The organism is Spongiactinospora sp. 9N601 (genome assembly GCF_044326295.1).
Taxonomy (GTDB): domain Bacteria; phylum Actinomycetota; class Actinomycetes; order Streptosporangiales; family Streptosporangiaceae; genus Spongiactinospora; species Spongiactinospora gelatinilytica.
In genome coordinates, this window is the sequence record NZ_JBIRBB010000004.1 from 315,351 (window position 1) to 327,329 (window position 11,979).

General features: G+C 71.4%; 12 protein-coding genes. 4 read left to right on the top strand and 8 right to left on the bottom strand.

Annotation, left to right across the window (positions count from 1 at the left end; translation table 11 throughout):
- Nucleotides 1–9: 9 nt before the first annotated feature.
- Genes ACH34R_RS11285 through ACH34R_RS11305 form a run of 5 tightly spaced genes read right to left on the bottom strand, consistent with a single transcriptional unit; the run spans nucleotide 10 to nucleotide 4,076 of the window.
- On the bottom strand, nucleotides 10–804 hold the full coding sequence (locus tag ACH34R_RS11285) for a hypothetical protein (protein ID WP_397561304.1): 795 nt from the start codon (nucleotides 802–804) through the stop codon (nucleotides 10–12).
- On the bottom strand, nucleotides 801–1,856 hold the full coding sequence (argC, locus tag ACH34R_RS11290; protein ID WP_397561305.1) for an N-acetyl-gamma-glutamyl-phosphate reductase: 1,056 nt from the start codon (nucleotides 1,854–1,856) through the stop codon (nucleotides 801–803). Before argC ends, ACH34R_RS11285 begins: the two co-directional genes overlap by 4 nt.
- The gene (locus tag ACH34R_RS11295; RefSeq protein ID WP_397561306.1) at nucleotides 1,853–2,704 is read right to left on the bottom strand and encodes a RimK family alpha-L-glutamate ligase; all 852 of its coding nucleotides are present in this window, start codon (nucleotides 2,702–2,704) and stop codon (nucleotides 1,853–1,855) included. Before ACH34R_RS11295 ends, argC begins: the two co-directional genes overlap by 4 nt.
- 4 nt (nucleotides 2,705–2,708) lie before the next feature.
- Complete coding sequence (locus tag ACH34R_RS11300; protein ID WP_397561307.1) at nucleotides 2,709–2,894, bottom strand: hypothetical protein; 186 nt, start codon at nucleotides 2,892–2,894, stop codon at nucleotides 2,709–2,711.
- A gap of 27 nt (nucleotides 2,895–2,921) precedes the next feature.
- On the bottom strand, nucleotides 2,922–4,076 hold the full coding sequence (locus tag ACH34R_RS11305) for a hypothetical protein (protein WP_397561308.1): 1,155 nt from the start codon (nucleotides 4,074–4,076) through the stop codon (nucleotides 2,922–2,924).
- A 284-nt stretch (nucleotides 4,077–4,360) separates the two neighbouring features.
- Here ACH34R_RS11305 and ACH34R_RS11310 point away from each other — a divergent pair, with 284 nt between their 5' ends.
- The 4 genes from ACH34R_RS11310 to ACH34R_RS11325 all read left to right on the top strand — a co-directional run bounded on the left by ACH34R_RS11310 (nucleotide 4,361) and on the right by ACH34R_RS11325 (nucleotide 9,164).
- Nucleotides 4,361–5,530, top strand: coding sequence for an acyl-CoA dehydrogenase family protein (locus ACH34R_RS11310; protein ID WP_397561309.1), 1,170 nt, complete (start codon nucleotides 4,361–4,363; stop codon nucleotides 5,528–5,530).
- Between the two features lie 18 nt (nucleotides 5,531–5,548).
- Complete coding sequence (locus ACH34R_RS11315; protein WP_397561310.1) at nucleotides 5,549–6,751, top strand: acyl-CoA dehydrogenase family protein; 1,203 nt, start codon at nucleotides 5,549–5,551, stop codon at nucleotides 6,749–6,751.
- 1,024 nt (nucleotides 6,752–7,775) lie between these two features.
- Complete coding sequence (locus ACH34R_RS11320; RefSeq protein ID WP_397561311.1) at nucleotides 7,776–8,489, top strand: response regulator transcription factor; 714 nt, start codon at nucleotides 7,776–7,778, stop codon at nucleotides 8,487–8,489.
- A 93-nt stretch (nucleotides 8,490–8,582) separates the two neighbouring features.
- Nucleotides 8,583–9,164, top strand: a complete 582-nt coding sequence (locus tag ACH34R_RS11325) for a LysE family translocator (RefSeq protein WP_397561312.1) — start codon at nucleotides 8,583–8,585, stop codon at nucleotides 9,162–9,164.
- Nucleotides 9,165–9,167: 3 nt separating this feature from the next.
- Here ACH34R_RS11325 and ACH34R_RS11330 read toward each other — a convergent pair whose 3' ends face one another.
- From ACH34R_RS11330 to ACH34R_RS11340, 3 genes are all read right to left on the bottom strand, one after another.
- A complete protein-coding gene (locus ACH34R_RS11330; RefSeq protein ID WP_397561313.1) occupies nucleotides 9,168–9,650 on the bottom strand; it encodes a flavin reductase family protein in 483 nt (160 codons plus the stop codon).
- On the bottom strand, nucleotides 9,647–10,870 hold the full coding sequence (locus tag ACH34R_RS11335) for a styrene monooxygenase/indole monooxygenase family protein (protein WP_397561314.1): 1,224 nt from the start codon (nucleotides 10,868–10,870) through the stop codon (nucleotides 9,647–9,649). The genes ACH34R_RS11330 and ACH34R_RS11335 overlap by 4 nt, the downstream gene beginning before the upstream one ends.
- A gap of 111 nt (nucleotides 10,871–10,981) precedes the next feature.
- A complete protein-coding gene (locus ACH34R_RS11340) occupies nucleotides 10,982–11,956 on the bottom strand; it encodes an AraC family transcriptional regulator (RefSeq protein ID WP_397561315.1) in 975 nt (324 codons plus the stop codon).
- Nucleotides 11,957–11,979 lie beyond the last annotated feature (23 nt).

Genomic DNA, 11,979 nt, shown 5'->3' on the forward strand with positions numbered 1-11,979 from the left:
CCTTTCGCTTCAGGCAGGGGTGATGACGGTGCCGGACCGCTCGGCGAGCATCTCGGTGACGAGCGCGCTGCCGATCACGACCCGCTGCACACCGCCCGCCAGGGCCTCGCCCGCGGCGCGCAGCTTCTTGCGCATGCCGCCGGTCGCGCCCTGGTCACGGAACTCCGCGGCGGCCTCGGCGGTGATCCGCCGCACCGGCCGGCCGTCGATGAGCAGGTGGGCGACGTCGGTGACCAGGGTCAGGGAGGTCGCCGAGGTCGCCGCCGCGATGGCGGCGGCGGCCCGGTCGCCGTCGGTGTTCACCTCCTGCCCGGCCGCGTTCCTGGCCAGCGGGGTGATGAGGTGGCAGTGGCCCGGCTGGAGGTTCTTCAGCAGGCCCGGGTCCACGCCGACGATGGGCCCGACCAGGTTCTCCAGCTCGACCAGTTCCTTGCCGCGCCACCACCAGCGCTCGCCCTCGCCCGCCCGGACCAGGCCGTCGCCGCCGATCAGCCGCTCGGTGGTGATGCCCCGGCGGGCGAGCAGGCCGATGACCTGCTCGGCGAGTCCGGCGCTGACGGTCTTGATGTCGGCGATCACCTCGGGCGTGGTCCATCGGCTCTGGTTGCCGTAGCGGTCGCGGAGGATCGCCGACGGCCGCGCGTACTCCGGCTTGAGCCGCTTGAGCGGCTTCGACCAGCCGTGGACCAGGATGAGCGGATGGTCGCGGCCGTGCCCGGCGAGGTCGTCCCACCAGGCGTCGGCCATCGCGTGCAGGGTCGAGCCGCCGAGTTTGACCACCGTGGGCGGTGACGTGGTACTCATGCGGGCATCACCGGCTGCATCTCCAGCCCGGCCCGCTCGGGCAGCCCGAACCGCCGGTTGACCGCCTGTACGGCCTGCCCGGCCGCCCCCTTGATCAGGTTGTCCAGCGCGGCCAGCACGACGATCCGGCCGCCCTCGCCGTCGTGGAGGACCGTCACGTCGCAGTAGTTGGACCCCAGCACCGCCTGCGGGTCGGGCACCGGGATCAGCGTCTCGGTGTGCCGGCGTACCCGCACGAAGGGGTGCTCCTTGTAGAAGCGCAGGTAGGCGCGCTGCAAGGTGCGCTCGTCCACCTCGTCGCCGGTGAACACGTAGCAACTGGCCATCAGCCCGCGTACGTGCGACACGCCGTACGCCGACATGCTCAGCGAGCCGATCTGCCCGGGTTTGCTGCGCTCCAGGAAGTCGGTGACCTCCGCCGCGTGCCGGTGGCCGACGGGCGCGTACGGGGCGATGGCCCCGTTGCGCAGCGGGTGCAGGTCGGCGGTGCGGAGCTGGAGGCCGCCGCCGCTGGACCCGCTCTTGCCGTCCACCACCACGGTCTTCAGGTTGAGACCGAGGGAGCGGACCAGCGGCGCCAGCCCGAGGGTGATCGCGGTGGCGTAGCAGCCGGGCAGCGAGATCAGCGGGGCGCCGGCCATCTGGTCGCCGACCAGCTCCGGTACGCCGTACACGCTGCGGTCGGCCAGCTCGGCGGACCGGCGGACCGACGGGTACCAGCGCGCGTGCAGCTCCGGGGTCCTGATCCGGAAGGCGCCGCTGAGGTCGATGACGGCGGGCACCCGGTCGGTCAGCTTCGCCGCCAGTTCCGCCGACACCGGTGCCGGGGTCGCCAGCAGTACGACGTCGCAGCGGCCGGACAGGTCCTCGGTGACCGGCTCGACGGTCACGCCGAGGTCCAGCCGGAGGTTGGGGTGCAGCTCGGCGGGCCGCCGCCCGACGCTTGAGGAGCCGCCCAGGAAGGTCAGTTCGAGTTCGGGGTGCTGGGCGACCAGCCTGATCAGCTCGCCGCCGGCCAGCCCGGAGGCCCCGGCCACACCGACGCGGATCATGCGATCAGCTCCCGTACGTGATGGCAGATGGCGGTGGCGATGTCGGCCTCGGTGGTGGACGCCACGGCACGGAAGGCGGGCGCGTGGTTGACCTCGTTGACGACGTGGCCGCCGGGCGTCCGGAACAGGTCGATGCCGTAGACGCCCCCGCCCAGCTCGTTCACCACGGCGTCGATGATCTTGCGGACCTCGGGGTCGGGGGTGACCGCGCGGTTGCGGTTGCCCACGGCCGCGTTGCTGCGCCAGTCGCCGCCCGCGCTGCGGAACTCCGCGACCGAGACGAGTTCGCGGCCGACGACGAAGCAGCGCAGTGACGAGCCGCCCGCCAGGTACGGTTCGACCAGCCCGGCCTGCTCGAAGCCGTGCCCGAGGTCTTCGACGTGGTCATAGACCGAATGCGCGGTGTCGGCGTCGCGCAGCAGGGTGACCCGGCGGCCCATGCCGCCGAAGACCGGCTTCAGCACCACGGGCGGCGGCAGTTCGGCCAGCGCCCTGTCGAAGTCCGCGCGGGACAGTACGAGCCGGAAGTCCGGCACCGGCACCCCGGCGGCGCGCAGCAGCGCGCGCAGCGACAGCTTGTTCTCGCAGGCGTGGACGGCCGCCGCCGAGTTCAGCACCGGGACTCCGGTCTCCTCGGCCAGGGTGGCGACCAGGCCGCCCCGGGTGTAGCTGCGGCTGCGGATCAGCAGGGCGTCGTAGCCGGTGAGCGACGCCGGGGCCGGGTGCCCGAGGCACAGGGACTCGTCGTTGACCCACTCGGCGCGCAGGCCGAGCGCCGGGGCGGCGTCGATCAGCCGGCGTTCCTCCCAGCCGATCCGGTCCGCGACGATGGCGACTTTGCGTTCCATCAGGTCACTGGCCCCAGTCGCGGAGCTTCACGGCGACCATCTGGAGGGCGAGCCTGCCGTCCTGGACGTCCTCCACGCGCAGCGTCAGCATGCACTCGGGGCAGGAGATGGTCTCGCCCTTCGCCATCGGCGGAGTGGTCATGTCGGTCTCGCACTCCGGGCAGGAACCGTTCAGCGTGCTGGTTGACATGGTTCGTTCTCCTTTTGCGGGGCTGAATCAGAGGGACAGGAAATCGATGGCGGCCTTGCAGATCTGGACGCGGTCGAGCAGGCCCCGCCCGTCCCGCTCCTGGCGCTCGATCAGCCAGGCGGTGAAGGCGGCCACATCGACGTCGATGCCGGACTCGTCCAGCGCCCACCCGACGAGGGCGGGCGTCAGGCGGGTGCGCACCCGCAGCTCGCGGGAGTTGCCGACCAGCTCGGGCGGCACGCTCTCGTAGGCCGCCGGGTGGCTGAGCTGGCCCGGCAGCTCGTACGCGAAGGCGTGCGGGGTGGTCGGGCCGGGCTGGAAGGCGTCGCCGAGCTGCGAGCCGCGCAGCGCGATCTCGGTGAGTTCGGTGAGGTGGCTCAGGTCGAAGCGGGTGTCGCCGTGGATGATCCGGAGTGAGATGAGCAGTTCGGCCAGCGGGGCGTTGCCGCCGCGCTCGCCGATGCCGCCGACCGTGGCGGAGATCCACTCCGCCCCCGCCCGGCAGGCGGCCAGCGAGTTGGCGACCGCCATGCCCAGCATGTTGTGCGAGTGGATCTCGATCTCCGCGCCGTCGATCGCGGTGATGCTCCTGATCTGCTCCTCCATCTGCCAGGGCGACAGATAGGCGACGGTCTCGGCGAGCCGGAACCGGTCGGCGCCGGCCTCGAAGCCCGCGGTCACGTACGGGACGAGCCGCTCCCTGGGGGTGCGGGCGCCGTCCTCGCCGCTGAAGGTGACGTGGAAGCCGTGCTCCTTGGCCTGGGTGATGGCCGCGCGGGCCAGCGCGTTCAGGTACTTGAGGCTGGGGGAGTCCAGCTTGAGCCCGGCGTGCTCCTCGGAGGTCGGGATCGAGAACATCACGGACCGGACGCCCAGCCGCGCGGCCTCCGCGAGCGCCTTGGCCACCTGGTGGCGGTCGCGCACCAGGACCAGCGTCAGGCAGCGCCCGGGGCCCACCGCCTCGTGGGCGGCGAGGATCAGGTCCGCGTCCTTGGCCGAGGGGCCGGAGATCATGCCCACCTCGACCAGTTCCACCCCGGTCCGCACCAGCAGGCTCGCGATGCGGGCGGCGTCCTGCGGGCCGAACTCCACGCCGGCCATGTGCGCCGAGTCCCGCAGGGTCGCGTCGGACAGGTGGGGGAGCCCCCTCGGGAGGTCGCCCCCGTGCTCTGTAACAGCCATTGCGCGCTCTCCTTCGCTGAAGCTCTTCGGTGGAGTCGTTGACGATGGTGGGCCAACCTTTTCTAAAGGGACAACGGCCTTTACTTCAGAGATTTGTTAATGACTGTCATGGAACGTTATGTGAAGTGAGATATGCGAATTCTCCGTGTGTGCGATGACAAATCATCAGGCGAGCCCTCTGGTAGACCGGCTTTCCCGGTTAGCGTGGGCAAGTCCGTCGCGACCGATCCGAAAGTTCTTCAAACGCTCCGGCATCACCGGGCGATGAGAAGGAGAAGGATCCAATGGTGCTTTCGCACACCTTTACCGAGACCAGCGGCGTCGAGCCACCGCTCGTCGAACGAGTACGGGCCCTCGCGGGGCGCGTGGCGGGGCCCACCGCCGCCGAGCGCGACCGTGACCGGCGCTGGGACCCTGAGCTGCTGACCGAACTGGCCCATGCCGGGGCCGGCCGCCTCACCGGGCCGCTGGTGCCACGATCTCTCGGCGGCGCGGAACTGTCCGCCGTCCAGACATTCGCCCTGCTGGAAGGGCTGGGCGAAGGGGCCCGCGACCCGGGACTCGCCCTGGCGATCGGCGTCCACGCGGTGCTCGCCACAGTACCGCTGCGCGCCTTCGGCCGCCCCGGCCAGCGGGCACGCTACCTGCCCCGGACGGCCTCCGGCGAGTGGCCGGCCGGCCTGTCCCTGCGCCAGACGCAGGGCGCCGCGCTGGACTCGACCGTCACCGCCCGGCCCGCCATGGCCGGACTGGGCGGCTGGGTGCTCGGCGGGGAACTCGACCTCGTCGTGAACGCGCCGATCGCCAACCACTTCCTGATCGTGGCGGCGCACCACGGCGGCGGCCGTACCGCGTTCGTCGTGGACCGCGCCACCCCCGGGCTGCTGATCGGCGACGCCGCCCCGGCGGCGATGCGGACCTGCGCGTGGGGGCGGGTGGTCCTGGACGGCTGCCGGGTGCCCGACGAGGCCGTACTGGGCACCCCGCTCGGCGCGGCCACCGAGGTGGAACCGCTGCTGGCCACCCTGGACTGGGTCTTCACCAGCGCGCCCTGGCTCGGCATCATGCGGGCCCTGACCAGGGACGCCGTCAACGGCGCCCACCAGGCCAACCGCTTCGGCCGGCCCGTCGCGCACGCCCAGTCGGCCCGCTTCACCCTGGCCGACCTGGCGACCCGGTGCGAGCTGGCCGCGGGGCTGCTGTACCGGGCCGCCCGCCGCTTCGACACCGACGGCAGGCCCTCCCACCAGGACGCGGCCATCGCCCGGCTCTTCGCCGCGAAGGCCGCCCTGGCGGTCACCGAGGGCATGGCCCGGCTCTCCGGCCCGCTCGCCTTCACCGGCGACCACCTGATCGAACGGGCCCACCGCGACGCGCTGTTCTTCGCCGAGACCGGCGGCGGTACCGAAGTCCTCCGCCCGGTGATCGCGGCTTCCCTACTCGGACTCGGCTGAACGCGGGGGTACACCACCATGACCGACGCAGTACTGAACTTTCCCGGCATCGCCGCCCGCGCGGCCGAGACCGACGCGACCGGGCGGGTGCCGCCGCCGAACTGGCAGGAGATCGCCGAAAGCGGGTACGCGCGGCTGTTCTACCCGCCGGAGCACGGTGGCACCGGAGCCGACGGGACGACCCAGGCCGAAGCCATGGAGGCGCTGGCGCGGGCCTGCCCGGGCACGTACTGGGCCGCGACCGTCTCCGCGCTGCTGTGCGGCAAGCTGATCACCGGCTACGGCGACCCCGCCCGGCACGGCGGCCTGCTTGAGAGCCTGCTGTCCGGCGAGCGACTGGCCTGCTTCGCCATCGTCGAACCGTCCGCCGGCAGCGACTCCAGCACCTACCGGACCATGGTCCGCCCGGTCGGCGGATCGGAGGGCGGCTACGTGATCCGGGGCGAGAAGTCCCGGATCACCAATGCGCCCTGCGCCGATCTGGCCGTCACGCTGGCCCGGCGGGAGCGCCCGCCGGGCGACGACGGGCCCGAATGGTGCCTGGCCTTCGTGGACCTGCGGCAGGAGGGCGTACGCCGGTACGAGATCCCGCACATGGGGCTGCGCGGCATGCCGTGGGGCGGCCTCGTCTTCACCGACGCCTACATCCCCGGGGAGAACGTGGTCCCGGTGACTTTGGAGGTGTTGTCGGAGGGCATGGCGTGGGGCTGGCTGCTGGTCTCCATCGCCGCCATCGCCACCGCCGAGTCGGCGCTGGCCGCCTCGGTACGGCACGCCAGGGAACGGGTCTCCTTCGGCCGCCCGCTGGCGCACATGGAGGGCGTACAGGCCCAGCTCGCCGACTCGCGCACCCAGATCGACGCGGCCCGGCTGCTGGCCCGCCAGGCAGTGTGCGAGCGCGTGGCCGGCCGCTCGGCCCGCGAACTGATCGCCATGCTCAAGATCTACGCCACCGAGATGGCCGTCGAGGTCGCGGCCCGCGCCGTGCAGATCCACGGCGCGGCCGGGGTGACCCAAGGTCACGAGGTGGAACGCCACTACCGGGACGCCCAGATGAACGTCATCGGCGGCTTCACCTCCAACCGGCTGCGCGAGGTGGTCGCCGAGGGGCTGGGCCTGGGGCCCGCGGTCTACCGCCCGTTCGACTGGGTGAAGCCCACCGGCATGGGACAGGACCCGGTGGGCCTGGACGGCCTGTGGCCGGTACGGGCGGTGTCCTGATGGACATTTGATCCATTGATCCGAGTGATCCGAGGTGGTCCGCCCGGTCTGTCGTGGCGGCGTGCCGGCACGGGCCCGTGCGAAGTTCTCGCCGGGCCCGTGTCGGCATGCCCAGGCCCGGATGAGGATGACGTCATCTGCGCGTTCAATCACCCTTTGTTGCATGTTCTGTGAATTATGCCGGCGCCGGCTGAAGGCCCGGCCGGTTAGCGCTCGCGGGTGACGTGCGGCCCCGCGGGGCGGCTGAACCGCGCCCGCCTGTTTTGAACTGCGGAAATACGCCGCGAGCCGGAAAAGCCGCCGCGGCTCTAGATTTCGCTCATCCGGTCAATTCCGTGCCCGACGCGCGGCCATGGCGGTCGTGGGCGAGCGGTTCACGGGGCATTGCAATATACCTTCCGGCAGGTATATTCGGTCCTGGTGACGGTCGATTTGCCGTGCACTGTCGCGCTCTTGTTCACGCTCAAGTGGGCAGAGCCGGAACTTCTTCTCCGGGAGGAAATCTGTGAGCTTGCCGGTGCATCTGATGGAGTTCGACCGGCACGCCGGGACGTGCGGCATGCGGCGGACGCGTGGGCGCGCCGAGGTCATCGACACGGGTACGGCGGGCGCATCGCCCGCGAGCGGGCGCCCGCGGCCGGTACCACTGATCGCCATCGCCCCGGGTGAGCTGTTAGCCGGGGCCGTCGCAGGCCGCCGACATTGCGAGGAAGCGCCGCCGGCATCCGGCCGCGTCCGTACCCGTGACATGGAGGGCCGCCGCGAATGAGCGGGCCCCTCACGACCGTGCCGACCGACCGCCTGGACCGCCTCGACCGCCTCGCCCGGCAGGGGCCTGCCGGGCGTCCCATCGTCTCGTTCTCACTCATTCGACCGGCGGCGACCGGAGTTCACCGGAGGTCTTCGCCTGGCTCCTGATCAATTGCGGCGGATCCGCTGGATCCTGCACGGGACGACTGGCATTAACTCGAATGCGGGGTGACGGGTGCTGCCGCCCGTCATCGGGTGAGGAGCCAAAGCGATCATGGAGATTTTGATAGTCGAACCGTCTGACATCGTGGCCGAACGGCTGGTCGGCGCGGCCCGCCGGCAGGGTTACACCGTTTCGACCGTACGGCGGGGCCGAGATGCCCTGCGGAAGTACCATGGCGCCGATTTCATATTGCTGAATCTCGGGCTTCCGGATATCGACGGCCTGGAAGTCTGCCGGTCGATCCGGGCCGCGAGCCCGACGCCGATCATCTGCCTCAGTGACCAGGACAGCGCGGTCGAACGAGTGCTGGCCCTCAAGTCGGGGGCCGATGACTGCGTGGTCCAGTCGTGTGGTGAGCGGGAACTCATGGCCAGGATCGAGGCCGTGATGCGCCGGGCCAACGGCCTCGGGTCGAGCCCGCAGGTGATCGCCCTGTGCACCCTGCGGATCGACGGCAAGGCGCGCGAGGTCCGCCTGCGCGACCAGGTGGTCGATGTGACGTCCAAGGAGTTCGAGTTGCTCTACACGCTGGCCGCCAATCCCGAGACGGTCGTCTCCCGCAAGGAGCTGATGGCCAAGATCTGGGGCGACAACTGGGCGCAGACCAGCCGTACCATCGACACCCACGTCAGCAGCCTGCGGGCCAAACTCGGCTCCCCCACCTGGATCGTCACCGTCCGCGGGGTCGGTTACCGGATCGGCCTCGCCTACACCAAGGTCCCCGAACCGGTGGGGGCCCGCGCCGGAGACGCCGACGAAGAGTAGTTAGGCTGCGCCTCCGGAAACGCCGGAAAGGAGATTGTTGTGCCGTCATCAGTGCAGATCGCTGCCTTTACGGGAATCGTGTTGCTCGGGGCGATGAATCCCGGGCTGGATTTCACCATCGTGGTCCGTCAGTCCGCGCTGCTCGGCAGGCGTGGCGGGATGGCCACCGCGCTGGGCATCGGGGCGGGGGTGTTCCTGTGGGCGTGTGTGGCGGCGACCGGCGCGGCGGCGTTGATCGCGGCGTCGGCGACGGTGTTCATGGTGATCAAGCTGGTCGGGGCGGCGTACCTGATCTGGCTGGGGGCGCGGGCGCTGCGTTCGGCGATCAAGGGGGGCGGCGGGGCCGGGGTGCTCGCCGAGATCGACGGATCGGCCGCGTCGGCCTGGGTGGGCTTTCGGCGGGGTCTGCTGACCAACCTGCTCAACCCCAAGGTCATCGTCTTCTACGTGGCGCTGATGCCGCAGTTCCTCGGGGACGCCCCGGCCTTCGGGGCGACGTTGCTGCTGAGCGCGATAGCGGCGGGGGTGTGTCTGGTGTGGTTCGTCCTGGTGGCGAATGTCGTGGGGGCGCTGCGGCGGCTGTTCACCCGGCGGGCGGTACGGCGGAGCATGGACGCGGTGACCGGTACCGCCCTGGTGGCCCTCGGCGTCGGGGTCGCCGTCAGCCGTTCCTGACGCTCATGCCGCCACGGGCCGGCTCGTGGCGACCGTGCGGTAGCGGCCGGAGTGGAAGATCAGCGGTTCGCCCGCCGAGCGCTCGTAGTGTTCCACCGCGCCGAGGAAGATGTGGTGGTCGCCTCCGGCGTACACGTGCGAGGTACGGCAGATGAACGTGGCCAGCGTCCCCGCCAGCACGGGCAGGCCCGTGGGGGTGGTGAGCAGGTCCACCCCGGCGAACTTGTCCGGGGCGGGGGTCGCGAACCGGGTGGACAGCTCGTCCTGGCCGGCGGCCAGGACGTTGACCGCGAACCGCCCGGCCCGCAGGAAGACCGGCGCGCTCGGCGCGCGGTCCGACAGGCACCACAGTACGAGCGGCGGGTCCAGGGAGACCGAGGAGAAGGAGTTCACCGTCACGCCCGCGCGCTCGCCGTCCGGGGTCACGGTGGTGACCACCGCCACCCCGGTGGCGAACTGCCCGAGCGCCGCGCGCAGCGATCTCATGCCGCGACCTGGCCGAGGTAGGCCCGCGCCTTGCCGGCGTCCAGGAACCACTCGGTGTAGTCGGTGGGGTCGTCGAAGCCGTTGACGAAGCGGGAGGCGATCTGCGGTACCTGCCCGGCCGCGCCGAGCAGTTCCAGGTGGTGCGGTTCGGCGGGGGCGAGCAGCGCGTTGGTCCAGCGGGTGACGTGCCGGGCCTGCGACCAGAAGCGCTCGAAGGTCCGGCCCATCCACTCCGCGTCGAACGGCTGGTCGCCGCGTTGCAGAATGGCCTGGAGGTAGACCGCGGCGCACTTGGCGGCGTTGTTGCTGCCCTGCCCGGTGATCGGGTCGTTCAGTACGACGACGTCGGCGACGCCGAGCACCGGCGCGCCGGACGGCAGCACGGCGACCGGGTGGCGCACGGTGGGGGCGAACCGCCCGGTCAGCACCGCGTTGGCGTCGGTCAGCTCGATGTCCGCGCAGCGCTCCGCCTCCCAGGGGAAGTAGGTCGCCAGGATCTCGCGGCTGCGCGCCAGGTGTTCGGCGGGGCCGCGTACGTCGCCCCAGCAGTCCATCGGCCCGCCCGGCAACCCCTCGAACACCATGATCTCGCACGGGCCGGTGTGCGTCAGGGCGGGGAACACGAAGTATTCGCCGACGCCCGGCAGCAGGTTGAAGCACACCGCCGAGTGCTCCGGCCGCGGGGCGAGGCCGTTGACGTAGGTGACCGCCAGCGCCCGCTGCGGGGCGTCGTGCGCCGAGCGCGCCGCGTCCCGCTCGAACAGCGAGGCGATCTCCCCCTTCCCGGCCGCGACCAGCACCAGGTCGTACCGGGCCGCGTAGTCCGCAAGGTCGCCGGGGGTGGCGTCATGGATGACCAGCTTGCCGCCCAGCCGCTCGAACTCCGCCAGCCAGGCCGGCATCTTGACCCGCTGGTCCACCGCGGCGGCCGGCGCGTGCAGCCGGGCCGACCAGCCGAGCGCCTTACCGCCGCCGGGGGCCGGGACCGACAGCTCGATGCCCTCGATGGGCGGGCAGACGTCCGCCCAGCGGTCCAGGCCGAGCGCCCGCTCATGCGCCCGCGCGGTGCCGAACATGCACTGGCCGGACATCACCCGGCCGTCGCGGATCGACTCGGGGGTGCGGTTGGAGACCACGGTGACGTCGTAGCCGTTCTGAAGCAGGCCGATGGCCAGGTGCAACCCGGCCTGGCCGGCGCCGACGACGAGGATTTCACGCATGGGGGCGTCCCTTCTGTGGTGATCTGGGGTGACACTGAAAAGGTACGAAGACGAGGGCCGGGTGATCCATCCACTGAGCGCGGATCTCATCCATCCGGCGCGGCGTCGCTTTCAGCCGCGGCGCAGGGTCTCCGACGGGTGCCTGCCGTACCTCTGCCGGTACTGCGCGGCGAACCGCCCCTGGTGCAGGAAACCCCAGCGGGCGGCCACGGTCGTGACGGTGGTGCGGGACGGGTCCCCGGCGGACAGCTCCTCGTGCGCCTTGGCCAGCCGTACCTCGCGGAGCTGGGCCATCGGCGTACGGCCCAGGTGGGCGCGGAAGCCCTCCTGGAGCGAGCGGCCACTGACCGCCACGGCCCGCGCGACGTCCTCGGTGGTGATCGGCAGGTGCGCGTGCTGCTCGATGAACTCAAGTGCCCGCCGCACCACCTTGGGCAGCGCCGGGGGCCGGGGGGCCGTCAGCCGCTCCCGGTAGTTGGAGGGCTGCATCGTGAGCAGCGAGGTGACCAGCGCGTTCTCCAGGTGCGCGACGGCCAGCGGCTGCGCGGTCAGCCCGTCGTCGTGCTCGGCCTCCCTGACGATCAGGTCGGCCATCCCGCGCCAGGCGCGCGCCCAGCCCGCGGTGAGGTCCACGCCCAGGTCGAAGACGATCGGCCGGTCGAGCGGTTCGCCGAGCAACTGCTCCAGCGCGCACTCGATCGCCGTACGCTCGAACTTGACGATCAACTGCGGGGTGCCCGCCGCCCACCGCATGTCCAGGTGCCTGGTGGGGGAGGGCAGGGCGGCGATCTCGGGCGTCGAGACGATCTCCTGGTCGCCCCCGCGGATCAGGCTCCGCCCGGCCAGCGGGATCATGACCAGGAAGAACGTGCCCAGGTCACCCGGCTCGATCCGGACGTCGGCCCCGTAGTCGAGGTAACTGATCCGTACCGAGCCGAGCCCCACCGAGTTGAACCGCGCCGACAGCAACGACGCCGCCCCGGCCAGGTCCAGCTTGTGCGGGCAGAAGATCCTGCCCACCTCGTCCCGTACCTCGTCAAGGTCGCTGCTGGCGAAAACCGGCCTGTTGCCGAGCAGCACGTCCATCCATCCCCCGCTCCGACGAACCT